Origin of the sequence: Leptospira licerasiae serovar Varillal str. VAR 010 (assembly GCF_000244755.1) — a bacterium.
Taxonomy (GTDB): Bacteria; Spirochaetota; Leptospiria; order Leptospirales; family Leptospiraceae; genus Leptospira_B; species Leptospira_B licerasiae.
Genome location: NZ_AHOO02000013.1, coordinates 147,758 through 167,261 on the forward strand (window position 1 = coordinate 147,758; position 19,504 = coordinate 167,261).

17 protein-coding genes are annotated in these 19,504 nt (G+C 44.2%); all 17 read left to right on the forward strand.

Features of this window, described 5'->3' with window-relative positions; genetic code table 11:
* Nucleotides 1–153: 153 nt before the first annotated feature.
* The 17 genes from rimP (at nucleotide 154) to LEP1GSC185_RS16660 (ending at nucleotide 19,497) form a co-directional block, all read left to right on the forward strand.
* On the forward strand, nucleotides 154–579 hold the full coding sequence (gene rimP / locus LEP1GSC185_RS16580; RefSeq protein ID WP_232298466.1) for a ribosome maturation factor RimP: 426 nt from the start codon (nucleotides 154–156) through the stop codon (nucleotides 577–579).
* A 2-nt stretch (nucleotides 580–581) separates the two neighbouring features.
* Nucleotides 582–1,955 carry a transcription termination factor NusA gene (nusA, locus tag LEP1GSC185_RS16585; protein WP_008592894.1) on the forward strand — a complete coding sequence of 458 codons (1,374 nt, stop codon included), beginning with the start codon at nucleotides 582–584 and terminating at the stop codon, nucleotides 1,953–1,955.
* Nucleotides 1,956–2,023: 68 nt separating this feature from the next.
* Complete coding sequence (gene infB / locus LEP1GSC185_RS16590; RefSeq protein WP_008597272.1) at nucleotides 2,024–4,765, forward strand: translation initiation factor IF-2; 2,742 nt, start codon at nucleotides 2,024–2,026, stop codon at nucleotides 4,763–4,765.
* 7 nt (nucleotides 4,766–4,772) lie between these two features.
* Entirely contained in the window at nucleotides 4,773–5,126 is a 354-nt protein-coding gene (gene rbfA, locus LEP1GSC185_RS16595) for a 30S ribosome-binding factor RbfA (protein WP_008592500.1), read from the forward strand.
* Nucleotides 5,083–6,009: a tRNA pseudouridine(55) synthase TruB gene (gene truB, locus LEP1GSC185_RS16600; RefSeq protein ID WP_008592269.1), complete on the forward strand. Its 927-nt coding sequence runs from the start codon at nucleotides 5,083–5,085 to the stop codon at nucleotides 6,007–6,009. Before rbfA ends, truB begins: the two co-directional genes overlap by 44 nt.
* A 51-nt stretch (nucleotides 6,010–6,060) precedes the next feature.
* Entirely contained in the window at nucleotides 6,061–6,327 is a 267-nt protein-coding gene (gene rpsO, locus LEP1GSC185_RS16605) for a 30S ribosomal protein S15 (RefSeq protein WP_008592355.1), read from the forward strand.
* Between the two features lie 10 nt (nucleotides 6,328–6,337).
* Entirely contained in the window at nucleotides 6,338–8,425 is a 2,088-nt protein-coding gene (gene pnp, locus LEP1GSC185_RS16610) for a polyribonucleotide nucleotidyltransferase (protein WP_008592511.1), read from the forward strand.
* Between the two features lie 40 nt (nucleotides 8,426–8,465).
* Complete coding sequence (locus LEP1GSC185_RS16615) at nucleotides 8,466–9,758, forward strand: M16 family metallopeptidase (protein WP_008592426.1); 1,293 nt, start codon at nucleotides 8,466–8,468, stop codon at nucleotides 9,756–9,758.
* Nucleotide 9,759: 1 nt separating this feature from the next.
* Nucleotides 9,760–10,194, forward strand: coding sequence for a dUTP diphosphatase (gene dut, locus LEP1GSC185_RS16620; RefSeq protein WP_008592672.1), 435 nt, complete (start codon nucleotides 9,760–9,762; stop codon nucleotides 10,192–10,194).
* 213 nt (nucleotides 10,195–10,407) lie between these two features.
* Nucleotides 10,408–13,290, forward strand: coding sequence for an FtsK/SpoIIIE family DNA translocase (locus tag LEP1GSC185_RS16625; RefSeq protein WP_008592757.1), 2,883 nt, complete (start codon nucleotides 10,408–10,410; stop codon nucleotides 13,288–13,290).
* Nucleotides 13,291–13,392: 102 nt separating this feature from the next.
* On the forward strand, nucleotides 13,393–14,124 hold the full coding sequence (locus tag LEP1GSC185_RS16630; protein WP_008592858.1) for a LolA family protein: 732 nt from the start codon (nucleotides 13,393–13,395) through the stop codon (nucleotides 14,122–14,124).
* A 25-nt stretch (nucleotides 14,125–14,149) separates the two neighbouring features.
* Entirely contained in the window at nucleotides 14,150–15,277 is a 1,128-nt protein-coding gene (locus LEP1GSC185_RS16635) for a helix-turn-helix domain-containing protein (RefSeq protein ID WP_008592330.1), read from the forward strand.
* Nucleotides 15,278–15,285: 8 nt separating this feature from the next.
* Nucleotides 15,286–16,611: a 30S ribosomal protein S12 methylthiotransferase RimO gene (gene rimO, locus LEP1GSC185_RS16640; RefSeq protein WP_008592244.1), complete on the forward strand. Its 1,326-nt coding sequence runs from the start codon at nucleotides 15,286–15,288 to the stop codon at nucleotides 16,609–16,611.
* Nucleotides 16,608–17,342, forward strand: a complete 735-nt coding sequence (gene pgsA / locus LEP1GSC185_RS16645; protein WP_008592086.1) for a CDP-diacylglycerol--glycerol-3-phosphate 3-phosphatidyltransferase — start codon at nucleotides 16,608–16,610, stop codon at nucleotides 17,340–17,342. Before rimO ends, pgsA begins: the two co-directional genes overlap by 4 nt.
* Nucleotides 17,332–18,342, forward strand: coding sequence for an anthranilate phosphoribosyltransferase (gene trpD / locus LEP1GSC185_RS16650; protein WP_008592656.1), 1,011 nt, complete (start codon nucleotides 17,332–17,334; stop codon nucleotides 18,340–18,342). Before pgsA ends, trpD begins: the two co-directional genes overlap by 11 nt.
* 54 nt (nucleotides 18,343–18,396) lie before the next feature.
* A complete protein-coding gene (gene yajC / locus LEP1GSC185_RS16655; RefSeq protein WP_008592322.1) occupies nucleotides 18,397–18,735 on the forward strand; it encodes a preprotein translocase subunit YajC in 339 nt (112 codons plus the stop codon).
* Nucleotides 18,736–18,780: 45 nt separating this feature from the next.
* The gene (locus LEP1GSC185_RS16660; protein ID WP_008592904.1) at nucleotides 18,781–19,497 is read left to right on the forward strand and encodes an SRP-less Sec system protein; all 717 of its coding nucleotides are present in this window, start codon (nucleotides 18,781–18,783) and stop codon (nucleotides 19,495–19,497) included.
* The last annotated feature ends 7 nt before the right edge of the window (nucleotides 19,498–19,504 follow it).

The following is a 19,504-nucleotide window of genomic DNA, read 5'->3' on the forward strand; positions in this document are numbered from 1 at the left end:
AAAATTCGGATTATCCGGACTTTTGTAGGTTGTATTTTCCTCTTTTTTGAGGCAAAACGAAGCGGTTCAGAGACTCTCTGTAAGGCCGGCGTGACAGTCAGTAAAGAAGTTATCGAAACGATCTTAGATCGAATCCTTCTCACTCCCGTCAAGCTGTATGCACTCATGGTTAGCCAAAGGCCAAACCATACGCTGATCGAGGTAGAGCTGGATCACCTCGGACACCCGTACGGTTCCGTCAGCCTTCTGGAATGTGAGCAAGTTTCCAGAAAACTGAATGAAGAGTTGGAGCAGATCTCACCGGATCTGAACTATACTCTCAAAGTTTCTTCCGCTGGTGCGGAAAGAAAACTGGTGATTCCCGAGGATCTGGATAGATTCCGTGGAATACCGGTGCGACTCGTCTTTAAGTCGGAAGGGTCGGGCGATAAAGAAGGAATCTTTAAGATTCTGGATAGGAAAGAAGACAGGATCTTTTTAGAACCGTTTTCCAAGAGGAAGACAAAAGGTGCTAAAAAAAAGGAAGTCATTCTGGAATTGAAGGATATACTGAAAGGAAATTTGTACGTAAGTATTTGATTATGGCAGTTAAGAAGAAAGAAGTCGAAGTCAATCTGTTGGAAGCGATCCAACAATTTTGTGCCGACAAGTCTCTAGATAGGGAAGCCGTGATGGGAGTCATTCGTGATTCCTTGATTACCGCGTACAAAAAGAAGTCAGGCATAGAAACTCTGGAAGAAGAAGAAAATCCTATCAAGGTAGAATTTGCTTCCTCTGGTGACGGAGAAAATGTAGTAATCATAGTATCCCGTAAAGTTGTGGATTCCGCTCCGCAAAACGGTTTGGAAATTTCCTTAGAAGATGCTAAGGCTGTTTATCCTAACGCAACTGTGGGAGAGGTTCTGGATTTTAAAGAAAAGCCGATGGAGCTTTCCAGGATCATTTCATCTCAAGCAAAACAAATGGTATTCCAACGCTTGAGAGATATGGAAAAAGAACTTTTGTATCAAGAATACAAAGCAAAAGAAGGCGAACTGACTCACGGATATTTCCAACGTTGGAAAAAGGACGCAATGTCCATCGATCTTGGTAAGGTCGAAGGTATTATGCCTAAGCGTGAGCAAAACCCCGGAGAAAAATACCATAGCGGGGATCGCCTAAAAGCAATCATTCAAAAAGTAGAACTTCGTCCGAGAGAGCCGATCCCAGTAATCACTCTTTCCAGAGCATCTGCCGACTTCGTTCGTAAACTTTTCGAAATGGAAATCCCGGAGATCTACGATGGACTCGTAGAGATCGTTAACGTGGCTCGTCAACCTTCCATTCGTACCAAAGTAGTGGTTTATGCTACCAGAGGAGATATAGATCCTGTGGGAGCCTGCGTTGGTATGAAAGGGGTTCGTATCCAGTCCATCGTTCGGGAATTAGGAAACGAAAGAATAGATATCGTTCAATACTCTTCGGACCCGACAGAGTTTATCGCAAATGCGATCTCTCCGGCAAAACCTTACGATGTAAAGGCAGATTCCGTAGGTAGAGAAGCAATGGTAATCGTTCCGGAAGAACAATTATCTCTTGCAATCGGGATTAACGGTTCCAATGTAAAGTTGGCGTCACAGTTAACCGGATATAGGATCGATATCAAAACAATAGCCCAGTATAACGAAGAATTTTCTTCTCCGGAAGCGAGAGAGAGATTGGATAAACTATTCAGTCCTCCAGCTGTCGCTACGGAAGAAGAGGACGATGATGATGGAGCAACCGCTCTAGAAGATTTACCTGGACTTTCTACCCGTTTAATCGGCCTATTAAGGAGCGCAGGGATCAATAACGTTGAGACGTTGATCGAGATTAGCCAGGACGACTTGGCAAAACTCCCCGGCATAGGACAGACTACTGCCGCACAAATCCTAAGGATATTGGCGGAATCAGTAGAGTGGGTGGAGGAGAGCTAATCTCTCGATTTGAGGGTTAAGCTTTAGGACCCGTTTTCAGTACATCGCGTACTTGACCAGGACATTATATGGAAGAAAAGAATAAATCAATCAAGGAAAAGCTCCAGGGCTCTGCTTCTGCTGACGCAAGTAAGAAGAAGAAGCTGGTGATCAAAAAGAAGCCGGACGAAAAAACGCCTTCTACTTCTGCAAAGAAAGAAGCATCGGCGGAACCGGCTCCAAATAAACCTGCTCCCGAAGTTTCTTCTGGTCCAAGTACCCCGAAATCTACTCCTACTCCTAAAAAAGAACCTCTATTTCCAGAACCAAGCACTCGCCAAGAACCTCCGGTTCCTAGATCTGCTCCTCCGGAACATATACTTGGAGAAGGTAGAACCCCTTTCCAAAGAGAAGACAATAATATTATAGTATCTCGTCCAAGCCAGAGACCAACATTCCCTACCCAAAACCGTGAAGGTGGTGGTGGAAATTACCGAGGAAACCGTTCCGAAGGAAACCAAGGTTACCAAAACCGTGAAGGCGGCGGCGGTTACCAAGGCGGTCAAGGTGGCGGTGGCTATCGCGGAGGCCAGGGTGGTCAAGGCGGTGGCGGTTACCAAGGCGGTCAAGGTGGCGGCGGTTATCGCGGAGGCCAGGGTGGTCAAGGCGGTGGTGGTTACCAAGGCGGTCAAGGTGGCGGCGGTTATCGCGGAGGCCAGGGTGGTCAAGGCGGTGGTGGTTATCGTGGAGGCCAGGGTGGCCAAGGCGGTGGCGGCTATCGTGGAGGCCAAGGTGGACAGGGCGGCGGATTCCGTGGTGGTCCAGGTGGCGGCCAAGGCGGTGGTTTCCGAGGAGGCCCCGGTCAGGGCGGCGGATTTAGAGGCGGCCCAGGTGCAGGAACTCCACCTCCAGGTTTAGGACCTGCAGAAGGCGGAAGAGGAGTTCCTTCCGGTAAAAAACGTAATGATAAAGATAGAGGCGGAAGACCAGAAGGTCAGGAAGGTTCTGAAAATTCTAAATTCTTCCGTCAGTCTTACAGAAAACCTAAGGTAAGCGGACCTACAGGAGTTTCTGTACCGAAAGAGATCACTCTTTTGGAGAATGTCCAAGTAGGAGAGCTGGCTAAGAAAATGAATCTTAAGCCGGGTGATGTCATCGGTAAACTCATGAAAATGGGAATGATGGTGACCATCAATAATATCATCGATGCGGAAACTGCATCGATTCTCGCGGACGAATACGGTTGTAAGGTAAAAGTAGTTTCTCTATACGAAGAAACTCTGATCGACGAAGAAAAAGATAGTCCGGAAGATTATATTCATAGACCTCCAGTCGTTACCATCATGGGTCACGTTGACCATGGTAAGACAAAACTGTTGGATACTATTCGTAAGTCCTCCGTCATCGATACCGAATCCGGTGGAATCACGCAGCATATTGGTGCTTACCAGGTAAAAACTTCCAGAGGGGAAATCACTTTCTTGGATACTCCTGGTCACGAAGCGTTTACATCTATGAGAGCAAGGGGAGCCAAGGTTACGGATATCGTGATCTTAGTGGTTGCTGCGGACGACGGAGTAATGCCTCAGACTTTAGAGGCATTATCTCACGCGAAAGATGCAAAAGTCCCTATCATTGTTGCAATCAACAAAGTGGATCTACCTACTGCAAATCCTGATAAGATCATGCAGGAACTCGCAAACCATGGACTCCAATCGGAAGAATGGGGCGGGGACACGATGTATTGTAAGATCTCCGCGAAGGAAAATATCGGGATCGATAAACTTTTAGAATCCGTACTTCTGCAAGCGGAAGTTCTGGATCTGAAAGCGAACCCTAAACGTAGGGCAAAAGGTACGATTGTAGAAGCGAAACTGGATCCGGGCCGAGGAGCAGTTGCTACAGTTCTTATCCAAAACGGAACACTAAGAGTAGGTGATCCGTTTGTTGCCGGTGTATTCTCCGGTAGAGTTCGTGCGATGTATGACGATTACGGTCATCTGATCAAAGAAGCAGGACCTGCTTTCCCTGTTCAGGTAACTGGACTAGACGGAGTTCCTGATGCAGGAGCACCTTTCGATTCGGTAGAAGACGAGAAGGAAGCAAGAAATATCTCCCAACACCGTATCGAATTCGAAAGAATCGGAAACGCGGGAGCTGCAGGTTCCAAAGTCACTCTGGAAAACATGAACGAGTTCATCAAACAGGGCGCATTAAAAGAACTGAAAGTAATTATCAAAGCCGACGTTCGTGGTTCTGCGGAAGCGATCAAAGAAGCATTGGAAAAACTTTCCACTTCGGATGTAAAACTGAACGTAATTCAGTCCGGAGCGGGAGCTATCGTGGATATGGACGTGATGCTTGCATCCGCTTCCAACGCGATCGTAATCGGTTTCCATGTTCGTGCGAATCCTAAGACCATTGCACTCGCCGAAAAAGAAGGCGTTCAGATCAAATACTACAACATCATTTATCAGGTTGTGGACGAGATCAAGATGGCGATGGAAGGACTTCTCGAGCCGGAAAGGATCGAAGAAGTTATCGGGACTGCAGAAATCAGAGAAGTTTTCAAAGTTTCCAAGATCGGAAATATCGCAGGTTGTATGGTTACTTCCGGAAAGATCACAAAAGCTTCCGGTATCCGCGTGATCAGCGATGGAGTCCAGGTATTCGACGGAAAACTCAAGTCTCTTCGAAGATTCAAAGACGAGGTCAACGAAGTGGTGAACAATTTCGAATGCGGTATCCAGTTGGAAAACTACAACGACTTCAAAGTAGGCGATACGATCGAAGCTTATACAGTCACAGTAGTAAAACGGAAACTGGAGTAGTATTAGAGTGAATCCGATCCGTAAAAGGAAAATCGAAGCGGAGACGGTTCGGACCGTCGCCATGATGATCCTGGCCGGAAAAGTCAAGGACCCTCGGGTCCATATGGTTTCCGTTCACAGATCGGAACTCTCGGACGATTCCAAAAATCTAAAGGTTTACGTTACAGCCATCTGTACTGACAAAAAAAAGGAAAAATTACTCGCTGGATTAAATAGCGCCTCGGGTAAATTTGCCGCGACTCTTTCCACAAAACTCAATCTTAGGATCACTCCCAGGATGAGTTTTGTTTGGGACGAAGAATATATCCAAGGTTTAGATGAATCCCTCCGACTTACGAGAAAACCAACAAATCCGGACTGAATTCGGATTTCTACTCTTGGATAAACCGATTGGAATGACTTCTTCCGATCTGGTTTTAAAGGCCAAAAAGACTCTCGGACTCAAAAAAGTGGGGCATACCGGCACCTTGGATAAGGCAGCTTCCGGCTTAATGGTCCTTCCTGTAGGCACTTCTACTAGTTTCTCTCAAGTATTTTTAGGCAAAGACAAAGAATACGAGGCGGATGTTCAATTCGGCTTCTCCACTGACTCCGGAGACAGAGAAGGTTTAGTCGTAGAAGATTGGGAAACTCCTAAGATCCAGAAATGGTATTTAGAATCCCTGCCTAAATTGCAAGAGATACTGTCCAAAGTTTCGAGTTGGGAAGAGCAGATCGCGCCTGAAGTCTCCGCACTCAAGGTGCAAGGACAGAGAAGAGCCAAGTTATTTAGAGAAGGTATCTCTGTTCCACCAAGCATTCGTAAGATCAAAATATTCGAATTCGAAGCGGGAGATTTTTGTCCCGAAGGTTTCAAACTAAGGGCAAGAGTCTCAGGCGGTACTTATATCCGTAAACTTGTCATGGACATAGCGGAAGAAGCCGGGATCCCGATGTGCCTTAAGTCCTTGAATAGGACTAAGGTGGGAAAACTTAAACTGGAGCAGGCGGACACATACGAGGCTCTGCTGCTTGGAAAAGCAATCATACATCCGCCAGAAGAGATCCTGGACATTCCTTCGGTAGAAATTCCCAGCACCGAGGTGAAAGACGTTTTTCACGGGAAAAAGATCAAACTGGACTGGATCCCCGCGCAGGAGTTCCTACTTACCTCCCCGGAAGGAGAGATTTTGGCATATTGTAGGAGGGAAGGACTTCCTGGCAGCCTTTCTTATAAATATTTGAAGGTCTTTTCTAAAATTTAGCTTGGACAGGGGGCTAGGCCCTCGAAAATTGGCAACAGGTACAATCAAACTATGGTAACTACGGAACAGAAGAAGCAAATTATTTCCACATTTGCAAAAGGAAAGGGGGACACCGGTTCAACGGAAGTTCAAATCGCCCTTCTAGACGCTCAAATCAAAGATCTTAACGAGCATTTTAAAACTCATAAGAAAGATTTTCATTCTAAAACAGGTCTTCTTAAACTTATCAGCAAGCGTAAAAAGTTACAAGAATACTTAAAACGTACTGATCTAGAACGTTATAAAAAACTAATCGAAGCTCTCGGACTCCGCAAGTAAGGAGTTCCTCATGGCTAAAACTATAACTGGCCAATTTGGCCGTGATTCAATTACTCTCGAAACGGGAGATTGGGCGAAGCAAGCCCACGGGTCCGTAGTATATAAAACCGGAAATCTAGTTTTATTAGCAACTGTTTGTGCCGCAGACGAACCTAAAGAAGGCCAAGACTTCTTCCCGTTAACTTGCGAATATTCCGAAAAAGTTTACTCGGTAGGTAGATTCCCAGGCGGATATTTTAAGAGAGAAGCAAAACCTTACGAGCATGAGGTTCTGAATTCAAGGATCATCGACAGACCGATCCGCCCACTTTTCCCGGAAGGATACTTCTGCGAAGTTCAATTGCAGGTAACCGTTCTATCTGCGGATAACGAAATTTCCACAGCAGGCCACGCTTTAAACGCTGCTTCTGCAGCATTAACGATCTCTAATATTCCCTTCAATGGTCCGATTGCCGGCGCCAGAGTAGGAAGGATTAACGGAGAATTGGTTATCAATCCAGGCAACAAAGAGATCCAGAATTCCGATCTGGACCTGGTAGTTGCAGGAACTAAAACCCATATCGTAATGATAGAAGGTGAGGCAAAAGAACTTTCCAACTCAGAAATGTTGGAAGCTTTAAAGTTCGCTCACCAACATATCGTAAAATTCGTTGAGCTCCAAGAGAGCTGGGCGAAAGAGCTGGCAGTTGTCAAAAAAGAAGTTAAACTCAAAGTAAAAGATGAGACTCTTTTGGGCGAGGTCCGCAAATTCGCATTCGATAAGATCTCTTCCGCAAACAAAACAGCGGATAAGGCTTCTCGTAATAAAGAAATCTCTAATGCAAACAAAGAAATCGTAGAACATTTCAAAGAGACGGTAACCGAATCTGAAAAGATCAAGGATATCAAAAACTTCTTACATGAACTCGAATACGAGATCGTAAGAGAGCAGGTATTAAAAGAAGGAGTTCGTTTCGACGGAAGAAAGTTGGACGAGATCCGAAATATCAGTGTGGAGATGAGTCCTCTTCCAGGAGTTCACGGTTCTGCGGTGTTTACTAGAGGCCAAACTCAATCATTGGGAACTGTGACCTTGGGAACTGCCGCAGACAACCAACGTTACGAAACATTGGAAGGTCAAAAAGAAAAGAACTTCATGCTTCATTATAACTTCCCTGCTTTTTCAGTGGGAGAAGTGAGAAGATCTTCCGGACCGGGTCGTAGAGAGATCGGTCACGGAAACCTGGCAGAAAGAGCTTTAAAACTAGTACTTCCTAAGCAGGACGATTTCCCTTATGTGATCAGAGTTGTATCCGAAATTTTGGAATCCAATGGATCTTCTTCCATGGCTTCCGTTTGTTCCGGATCTTTGGCTTTGATGGCTGCAGGAGTTCCGATCAAATCTGCAGTTTCCGGAATTGCAATGGGATTATTCTCCGACGAATCCGGAAGATTCGCGGTATTATCCGATATCGCAGGGTTAGAAGATCATTTTGGCGATATGGACTGCAAGATCGCAGGAACCAGAAAAGGGATCACTGCATTCCAGATGGACTTAAAAGTAACGGGTGTTGCGTTTAACGTTCTAGAGGCAGTATTCGCTCAGGCTGAAAAAGCTCGCTTCCATATACTGGACGTGATGGAAAAATCCATCTCCAAAGCGGCGGACAGCGTTTCTCGCACAGCGCCTAGGATTATCGTTAAATATATTCCGAAAGATCGTATTGGGGAACTGATCGGTCCAGGCGGTAAAAATATTCGCGGGATCATCGAAGCTTCCGGAGCGGATATCAATATAGACGACGACGGAAAAGTGACGATTGCCGGGGCCAACATGGAGCAGGCTGAAAAAGCTGCCGGCATGGTGGAAGGATTCTTCGCGGAAGTAGAAGTTGGAAAAATTTACGAAGGCAAAGTAAAACGTATCACCGATTTCGGCGCCTTTGTGGAGATCCTACCGGGCAAAGAAGGACTTTGCCATATTTCCAAATTGGATTCCAAGCGTGTGAATTCAGTTAAGGACGTCGTCAAAGAAGGTGAGATTATCCGTGTCCGCGTATTGAACGTGGATAAGACCGGAAAGATCGATCTTTCCAGAAGAGACGCTCTCGAAGTTTGAAGTAAATTAAACCGGCGAAACTTTTTCGCCGGGTGGTCCATTGGTTTTTCTAGAAGAAAAAAATCATAAAGTAGTATTAGGGAACGGGCTTGTAGTCCTTTTCCAAAGAGCTCCTTATTCGGTAAGCGTATCCATGGGAGTGTATGTAAAAGTGGGATCCAGGTCTGAAACTTTGGAAACTGCCGGTTACTGTCATTTTCTGGAACATATGCTTTTCAAAGATACGGAAAAGCGAACTGCAAAACAACAAGCGGAAGATTGGGAAAGAGTAGGAGCTTACTCTAACGCGGCCACTTCCAGAGAATACACTTACTTTCATGCAACCTTAGCTTCCAGAGATCTGGAGCTAGGCTTGGAATTACTTTCAGAAATGATGTTCCAGCCCTTGTTCAGAGAGCAAGATATACGCACGGAAGCGGAAGTTGTCTTGGAAGAAATGAAAGGTTATGAAGATTCTCCGGAAGACGCGATCCACGATTTTTATTATAATAATCTATTTTCAGAAAATTCCCTAGGAAGAGATATTATCGGTACGGAGTCTTCCATCCGAGGTGTAACTTCTTCCAGCCTCAGAAAGTTTTACGAGACCTATTATCATCCGGAGAATATGATACTTTCTCTTTCCGGAAATTATGAGCCTGAGTTCGTATTCAATCTGGTTTCCAAATATTTCTCCCATTCCGTTAAAAAGGGAAAAGAGGGAACATTCGAAACTCCTAAGAAAGAATTCGGATATTTTCGCAAAGGAAATAAGGAGACGGAACAAGCCTATTTCATTTTAGGCGGAGAAGGTTTTCCTCGGAATTTCCACGATGCTACTAGACTTTCACTTCTAACACATGTGTTAGGCGGGGGAATGTCATCTCGTTTATTCCAAAAAGTCAGAGAAGAAAAAGGGCTATGTTATCATATTACGAGTTATCCTTCCTCTTATCGCGATATAGGGATCAATTCGATCGTTTGCTCTACTTCCAAGGAAAGATTTACCGAAAGTCTGGAACTTATTTTGGAAGAACTGAGACTTTTTGTGGATAAGGGAGTAACGTCCCAAGAATTGATGGATGCAAAGACCAACCACGAAGGAAGTCTTTCCATAGGTTACGAGCACACTGAAAGTAGAATGAACAATATCGCTTTCCAAGAATTGTATTATGGTAAATACAATTCTTTAGAGGACAGGATCAAAGAGATCCATTCCGTAACGGAAGAAGAGATCAATCAAAAGATTCGCAAAATATTCGCACTTCCTAAATTACATCTTTCCGTTTTGGCTAAATTAAAACCGAAAGAAGAACAAAAAATAAAATCCATTTTTGGATCCTATTCTTACTAAAATGAAAATCCCTGTTAAAAAACTAAAAGAGAAGGCGCTTCTACCTGAGATCAAAACTTCCGGTTCCGCGGGTTACGATATCGCAGCATGTTTGGATTCCAATTTGGAATTACCTGTGGGAGAAGTTGTTTTGGTTCCTACCGGGCTTTCTTTTGCGATCCCGGAAGGATTTCATTTCGAGATCAGACCTCGCTCCGGATTTTCGACTAAATTTAAAATCTTGATCCCGAATACTCCTGGTACTATCGACTCGGATTATAGAGGAGAATTGATGGTCCCTTTACTCAATTTGGGAAAAGAGCCTTATCTTTTAGAGGACAAGACTAGGATTGCGCAACTTTTGATCCGACGTACCTGGCACACTGACTGGGAACTTGTGACTGAACTTCCTGTGTCCGAAAGGGGAGCAGGTGGTTTCGGTAGCACCGGTTTTTGAGACGCGGAGATTGGAAGAGTTGCAGCTCTTTTTGGGCGCGCAGAGGCGCAAAGCCGCGGAGAGGAAGATTTTGGGGATTTGTATTCCTAAGATCTCGGCGCCTTCGCGGCTCTGCGTGCTAAGTCCAACGCTGCGCCTTTTTCTACTCCGTGTCTCTTTTCCCTGAATTAAGTCTCTTTTCAGATTTTCACTTTCTGCCGATGCTTACGGAGTATGGATAGAAAGGACCAAATTATCGGACAAAATATAGCGATTTGGGAAAAGGGACGAGCGGCATTACCGTATCTTCTGCTTTTTACCGGGATTTTTCTGACACTTTCCTTGGGTTCTTTCACCATCGCCGAGAATGGAGTGGAGGCGAACCTTTTCGGAAGGTTGGGTCATTATCTTTCTTGGGGATTTTTATACTTATTCGGGAATGCTTCTTTTGTTCCAGGCATCATGCTGATCCTGACCGGCGGGATTCTCCTTGCAAAACCTGCTCAGGACGTTACTAACAAACTTCTTACTATTCCTTTATTCTTACTTGCAGTCGCTGTTAGCTTAAATGTTTTCGGGAACGTTTCCACCGTTCCATTCGCGTCTAACGGTGGAGTTCTCGGCCAAGCATTAGCGGTTGCTTTGGAATATCTTCTTGGTTCTACAGGAAGACTTCTCATCCATTTTGTTGTCTATTTTTACGGTATACTTGTTTATCTAAACGAATCTCCGGTCCATTTTTTAGGAAGGCTTCTTGCACAGAGCGGCCGGGACTGGAAGGAGCAATGGCTTTCCGGCTATATGAATGGAAGAACCAAAAAAGAAGAAGAAATCCAAAATTACGAACCTGCATTTGCGAAAGCAAAGTCCACTGATTGGTCCAAAGGTCTTGCAGGCATGATGAATTCAGTCGGTTCTTGGAAAGAAACAAGCACCGAAGTTTCGGAAGAAAATGTTCCTCCTTGGTTTCGCAGAGAAGTTTCGGGACCTTCTTTGGAGAGACAAAACCCGGTGAAAAATCCCGCTAATTTAGAATCTTATATCCAAAGAGCAAAAGGGAATTCCAAAGTTGCAGACCTAAGAGAATCTAACGTGCAGTATAAAAATTCGGGTCTTCTTCAGGGCTTTTTTGAGGATGATAGAAAGATCTTCCAATTCCAAAGCGCTTCTACTCGTCTTGTGGAAAAAGTTTACGGAGTTCAGGAAAGAAAAGAAGAAGTTCCGGCTGCTTCTTCTAAAAAAGCCTGGGAGATCCTGGATCTTAGGAGCGAAAGTTCTGCAGTTCTTTCTTTCCAAAAAGAAGAAGTTCCGCTCGAGATGATCGAGTCGGAAGAAGTTGAGGAAGAAATCGTCTCACACAAATTTACTCATGGATCCATCTCGGAAACAAACATAGTTTCTGCGGAAGCCGAAGACTTCCGGGAAGAAGACGATGAATTAGAAGAATGGACCGACGAGGAAGGCCAGGAACTGGAAGATTCGGAAGAATACGAGGAAGAAGCGGAAGACGACTCCGAAGATTTAGAAGATTCCGAGGTAGTAGTGGAGTCTCCAGCGGTTATCGAACCGGAGGTGGCAATTCAGAATACATTACCTTCTCCTCCCGTTCTAGGAGTTCCAACATCCTCTGTAGAGAAAAAATCGGAAAAACCGAAACAATCCGAACTTCCTTTTACCCCTGTTTCTATGGTTCCGGTATTCCGTTCCAAACGTTCCGTTTATCATATCCCTCTGAATCGTTTGAAGAGTAATCCTACGAAAGTTCAAGACGCACTTTTCAAAGTAGAATCGGAAAAGGTAGCCTTCGAGATTGAGAACGCGCTGAAAGTATACGGTTATGAAGCTAAGGTTGTGGCCTGGGAAAGGGGCCCTATCATTACTCGTTACGAACTTACTCCTCCTCCCGGTGTGAAACTGGGAAGGATCACTTCTTTGACGGACGAGCTTAGAATGTATCTTGCCGTTAAAAATATTCGGATTGTCGCTCCTATCCCGGGTAAATCCACGATTGGTATCGAGGTTCCAAACAAACATAGAGAAGATGTTTTCCTTGGAGATATATTACGTTCTTCTTTAGCACCTAAACCTAAAAAGGATCTGAATATCGTGATCGGTAAGGATATCTCCGGTAAGTTGGTATCTATCGATCTGAACAAACTTCCTCACTTGCTTGTGGCAGGAACGACAGGTTCAGGTAAATCGGTTTGTTTGAACGCGATGATTGCTTCTCTCGTTCTGAACCTTTCTCCGGAAGAAGTTCGTTTTATCATGATAGACCCTAAGATGGTGGAACTCACTTTGTTCGAGGATATTCCTCATCTTCTGATGCCTGTGATCAAGGATGCTCGCAAAGCAACTAAATCCCTTTCCTGGGTGATCCAGGAAATGGAAGCTCGTTATGAGGCCGTTTCCCAATTGAAATGTAGGGACTTCCGTTCTTATAACGAGAAGGTTGAAGAACATTATCACAAAGAAGGTTATAATAAGATGCCTTATCTTGTGGTGTTCATAGATGAGCTTGCCGACTTAATGATGGTTTCCGGAAAGGATTTGGAAGATGCGATCACTCGAATCAGCCAGAAGTCCAGAGCGGTCGGGATCCACTTGGTAATGGCAACCCAAAGACCTTCCGTGGACGTCATCACTGGTCTTATCAAAGCGAACTGCCCTGCAAGGATCGCATTCCATGTGGCCCAAAAAACGGACTCTAAGATCATCCTAGATATGAACGGCGCCGAGTCGCTTCTCGGAAAGGGGGATATGCTCTACAAGTCTCCCACTTCTGCGGACCTTGCAAGGATCCAGGCTCCATTCATTTCGGAAGAAGAGATCGAGAAGATCGTGGATGAGGCCAAAAAATACGGAGCTCCTACCTATGTAGAATTCGATTTGGAAGAAGAAACCGAATCAGAATCTGCAGAAGAGATGGACGAAGAGCTATTCGACAAAGCCTGGGAAATCGTAAGAACGGATAGAAAAGCAAGTGCGAGCTACTTGCAAAGACGTTTGAAAATCGGCTATAACAGGGCTGCTCGGATCATGGAATTAATGGAAGAAAGGGGATACGTTTCTCCGATCCTGGGATCTAAGGGACGGGAAATTTTAAGATCCGCGTAAAAATTCGACCCGGTCTAGGAATTTCCAGGCCGGGAAAAGAAACCAAGTGACAGGGGGGCGGATACTCGCCATCCTGGAAAAAAATCCCTGCATTACCTGAGAATGAAAGATACCTTAAGCAATCGTTCTATATTTATAGCCCTCGGAATTGTCGCTTTATTCGGCAGCTTCTCTGTGGGCGCTCAGTCTTCCGCGAAACACCATTGGAATTCACCTTCTGAGGTGGTTAAAAAGGTCAGAAAAACTTTCTCCGACCTGAAATCTTATAAGGCTGATTTCGTGATCCAAACGGAAGCGAACAAAAAAGTAGTCACTAAAAAGGGTGTCTGCTATTATAAGAAGGGTGGAAAGATCAAATATGAATTCTCGGATCCTTCCGGGGACGAGATCGTTTCCGACGGCAAAACTCTTTGGATCTTCATCAAAAGATTGAATGCAGCCGGCAAACAGGATCTTACATTAAATAAATCTAATAAATCCGGTCCTATTTTTTCCCCCATGACGGAGGAAGGTCTTTCCAGGATTTTCAGAAAATATCATTATAAATTCGAATCCATAGAACAACCTCAGATCTCTCCTAAAGACAACCGTCAATATTTCGTATTGGCATTGGAACAAAGAGAGAAGATCGGCGGTTACGAAACTATGACCCTCTATGTGGATGCGCAAACTTCTTTTATCAAAAAGGCGGTTGCAAGCGACGGAAGAGGTAAGACCACCACTGTGGAATTTTTCGGATTGGATCCGAATGCGGATATCGAGGATGGAGTATTTAATTTCCGTCCGGACGGTAATTCTAAAATCGTAAATAACCCCTTGGTTTCGGAAGAATAAATCTTCCTAGGAAAGGAGAGCGAAATTGAATCAGAAACGAGTAGGGCAAATCCTTAGAGAGGCTAGGGAAGAAAAAAAGCTCACTGTAAAGGACGTATCCAAGGATACGAATATTTCCGTTAAGTACATTCTTGCATTGGAGACAGAGGACTATGCTCAGTTTCCCGGAGAGACTTTTACCATAGGTTTCCTAAAAAACTACGGTAGTTACTTAAAATTAGACACGGGGATGCTGATCAATTTATACAGAGGGGAGAAGATTGAAGAGTCCCAAGCTCCTTTGGAAGAACTCACTAAACCTACTTCTAACTTTTATTATGATCTAAATTTCGATAAAAACAAACTGATCACCGCGATCTCCGTTCTGATGGTTGCGATTGCAGCAGTCCTTCTTTATACCTTCGTTGATGGGACTTCTTCCGACGACGATGTCGCGGAAGAAAGCGGAAGAAGGTTGGAGATCCCCGAAAATATAGATTTTATCAATCGTTCCGTTCCGGAAACAAGACCTGAAAGTTTTATCTTAACTGCGAACCAGGGTGTGAGTTTCAGCGCGTCTAACCAACAGTGCAAACTTTTCATCTCTTCCGTAGAGCAAGGATCCGATACGAACACTGCTGTCCTTGCATTCAATGTGTATCCTGAACTGACCGTTTATAAGTTTAGATTGTCCGAAGGACAGGAAAAAGTTCTCAGCTATTCTATTCCGGAAATTTCTTCCTTACGTAGAAGTATCCGAATATCCGCTCAAAGTGTGACCGGAAGTTCCGCAAAAGTTTTGGTTTCCTTAAGTGAGGAAGAAAAGCAAGGGACTACCGTTCAGCCTAACCCTCAAGGGGAGGATTCCACCAAAACTTTAGGCGACGTTCCGATCCAAGTTACATTATTTTTCTCTAAACCAAGCTATGCTGAGTTTATCATAGATGGTCAGATGGGATTCAGAGGTCTTGTACAAGGTGGAGAGAATAAAGCTTTAGAAGCGAAAGATCGTCTAGAGATCAAAGTAGGAGACGGTTCCGCGGTGGAGATGATCCAAAACGGAAAACCGAAAGTGGTCTTAGGCCGTCCTGGAAAATTAGTGAAGAAAGTTTATATAAAAACACCAAACCCTTACGATAGCACTCAGTTTATCATTAAGGAGTTGGGCGAGTAAGGCTTCGTTTGGATAAAAAGTTCTACATCACCACTCTTGGATGTCCCAAAAATACCGTGGACTCCATGAGCATGCACCATTCCCTTTTGGAAGAAGGTTTTCTTCCGGCGACTAAGCCGGAAGAGTCCGATTTCCATCTGATCAATACCTGTACTTTTATCCGCTCCGCTACGGAAGAGACTATCCAGACTATTTTGGGTGCTGCTCACGCTAAAAAGCAAGAAGGGCAGAAGTTAGTCGTTGTAGGATGTTTTGCAGAAAGATATCCTAAGGATATCTCTGCAGAGATTCCCGAAGTGGATCTTGTTTTTGGGACCGGCAAATATTCCCAAGCAGGACGGATCATTAAAGAAGCTTTCCGTAGGGAAATTTCTTCTCCTGCAAAAACCGAATTTAACTCGGATATAGTGGAAAGAATGAAACTTTCTCCCGAGATAGAGAACTATTCCAAACCTTATGCGTATGTAAAAGTTTCGGACGGCTGTAATAGAGGATGTGCATTCTGTATTATTCCTTCTCTTCGTGGAAAATTCGTGGATTCTCCTCTGGAAGAGATCTTAAGAGATACTAAAAGAGCGATTGCAGCAGGTGCAAAAGAGATCTGTCTAGTTTCCCAAGATACTGTGTATTACGGAAAAGATTCCGATAAACTTTTGGATATGATCAAAGCGGTCTCGGAAGTTGAGAAACTTGAAATATTAAGATTATTGTATTTATATCCGGACAAGAAGACCGAAAAGATCCTGAGGCTTATGGGAGAAATTCCTAAGATCGCTCCTTATCTGGAATCTCCACTCCAGCATGTTTCCGAAAGAGTATTAAAGAGCATGAATCGAAGCGGAGGATATTCCCAATTTAAGGATCTATATTCACTCGCGAGGGAAGTGAGACCCGATTTAGAGATCAGAACTTCCTTTATTCTAGGTTTCCCCGGTGAAACCGGAGAAGATGTAGATGAGATCTTACGTTTTGTGGAAGAGACTCGCCCGGAAAAACTGAATTTATTCTCTTATTCTCCCCAAGAAGGAACCAAAGGTGCGGATCTAACCCAAACAGTTTCGGATAAGGAGAAGGCAAAAAGGATCAACCTGATCCGAGATGCCCATTTGAAAATCCTGCAAGAGATCCATGAATCCAGGATAGGTCAGACTTATACAGCGATCGTGGATGGACTGGAAGGGAACACTGCTATTGTAAGACGTTTGCAAGACGCTCCGGAAATAGACGAAGTGGTTTATGTGGAAGATCCTTCTTTAAAGCCTGGAACGATCGGAAAAGTGAAAATCGAATCTTTTTACGAATACGACATGATGGGAACTTGGTTGGCATCTTGAATCCGAATATAAACTTACCCAACGCTCTTACAGTACTGAGAGTGGCTTCTCTTCCCTTTTTTATCTGGTTTTTATACCAGAAGGAACAGGCGTATCATATTGCCGCTCTGGTTTTATTCTCTTTGGCATCTATTACAGATTTTATAGACGGTTACCTGGCCAGAAAATGGAAACAAGAGACCGAGTTCGGAAAATTTTTAGATCCACTCGCTGATAAGATCATCGTAGTAGGTTGTTTTACCACATTCATATTTCTGCACGAGCAAATTGAACTTTGGATGGTCGTACTGATTATCGGAAGGGATATGCTGATCACAACTTTACGTTATCTCGCGATCCGTTTGGGAAAATCCATCCGAACCACCATGCTTGGAAAGGTAAAGACCGCCTTTCAGATGGGAGCTATTATTCTAATTCTGATCTTCTTTATATTAGTTTCTTCGAATAAAAGAATTTTGATCAACGAAGTCTACCAAAGCGGGAAACTTGCAGGTATGACCGTTTTTGGGATCGCTTCCGAAAACGCAGTTGCATTCGTCAAGGTTTGGCAGGAAAACGGTGCCCCCGGCTGGAACGAACTTGTATTCGGATTGGGCGGTTTTGTTCCGTACTTCGGAATGCTTTTGACTACTTTGATCACTGTACTTTCCGGAATACGTTATCTGATCTCGAACAGGGAAGTGATTCGTTACAGCTCCATACGGAGGGCCTTCGGTAAAAATGGAAATTAGACAAGCTATCATCAAAGTTTTAGAAAAGAAAAACCTTACCGTTGCGGAGGCAGAGGCCGCGATCAATTCTGTAATGAAAGGAGAAGTATCCGAGATACTACTTTCTTCTTTTTTGACCGCAATGAGAGCAAAAGGAGAAACCGTAGACGAACTGTTGGGTTTTTGTCTGGCTCTTCGCCGTAACGCGCTTAAACCTAAAACAGCTTTTCCTTTCGATATGCTGGACACTTGCGGAACGGGAGGAGACGGGAAGGGTACGGTAAACATCTCCACACTTTCCGCAATTGTTCTTTCTTCCTTAGGGATCAAAGTCGCAAAACATGGAAACCGTTCCGTTTCTTCTCATACAGGTTCCAGCGATATTCTAGGAAGACTCGGTTATAATACGGAGAAGACCCAAGAAGAAGTGGAGTCCCATCTGGTTGATAACGGATTTGCTTTCTTATTCGCTCCGATGTGGCATCCATCTATGAAGTTTGCAGCGCCGGTCCGTAAAGAATTGGGCTTTAGGACCTTATTCAATATGATCGGACCTCTAAGTAATCCATTCTCTCCTCAGTACCAGATCATTGGAGTGTATGAACCTGAGTTGACTGAAACATTTATCCGGGTATTGCAAGGTTTGGGTTTGAGAAGAGCCCTAGTATGTCATTCTCGAGACGGACTGGACGAATTCTCCATTTTTGAAAAAACGGATTATACTCTTTTAGAAGACGGGATCATCTCCAGAAAGGACTTCGATCCTAAAGATTTAGGTCTAAAGGATCCGGATCCTGCGGAAGTATTTACAAACGGTCCCGACCAAGCGGAATCCTTAGCTAGAAAGATCCTTGCAGGGGAAAAGATTGCGGGTGCCCACGCGGTTGCCTTGAACGCGGGAGCTGGACTTTTCACCTTGGGAAAAGCCCCTTCTATCCTAGATGGATACAAAATCGCATTAGAACAGTTGGCTTCTGGAAAAACAGGCGCCTTCTTTCAAAATTTAATTACCAAGGGATAATAAAGGAAAATACTGGTCTCAAAAAGGACCAAAAAAGGAAACACAGGTTTCATCATGCTTAGCAATTTTCAAAATCTATTTTTATTAGCCCAAGCGGATCCGGCTGGAGCGCAAGGTGGGGGATTTAATACCCTATTATTCATTCCGATCCTATTCATCATTCTGTATTTTATCGTGATCCGTCCTCAAAGAAACGAGGAAAAGAAAAGAAAATCGATGATAGAGAGCCTACAAAAAGGGGATGTTGTCATCACTTCTTCCGGGATCCATGGAAAGGTTGTAGAATTTAAGGACAATAACGAATCCGTGGTTTTAGCAATCGCTAAGGACACGAACGTTACCTTCAATTCCAGCACGATTTTAAGAAAGAAGGAAAAAGAGAAAGAGGCGTAATTCCCTTTTTCCGATAGGTATAGTAAGTAATAACCGGTGCGACTCATGAATAAGATCCTATGCCTCCTTCTATCCATTTCCTTAGCCCTTCCGATTTTCGGACAGGACGGAGAAGAAATCGATTTTTTGGATAAGGTTTCCGAACCTAAGAAGACAACCACTTCTTCCAAAAAGACCCCTCTTGCAAAAGCTTCTAGAAAGAAAAAAGTAAAGAAGAATGCAGGTAAAAAGAAGAAGGTAGTCGAGTCCAAAGAGACTGAGCAGAAAGAATCTGAAACTAAGAAAAAAGTGGATCCGGAAATCGCACCGGAAGATCCAACTCAGGGAAAAAATTCAGGAGATCCTAACGGTAACGGACAGACCGAAACTACCGAAAGGAACCTGAACAAAGAAGTTTCGAATCCTGAGGTTACTGCCGAGATCCAAAAGCCGTACTGGTTGAATGAAGAAACGAATTTAAGTCCGAGAAATTTGCCCGGTTACGATGCGACCGCTTCTTCCCTACCTAAAGAAGATATCTCTATCCGAGAGAAGTTGGGAGAGATCCTAAAACTCGGCGACGATAAGAAAAAAGAAGAAGAGAAAAGAAAGGCTGCGGAACAAAAAGAGCAGGGAGCCATTGCTGGATTTTTCTCCGAACATAAAAAAGCGATCATCATCATCGCAATCATACTTGCTTTTGCTTTATACCAATTCAGAGCCAAAGGCGCACGCGTCACTCGGCGTTCCCCTGTGACCATCAACAAAGTGAGAAGAGACTAGGAGTCCG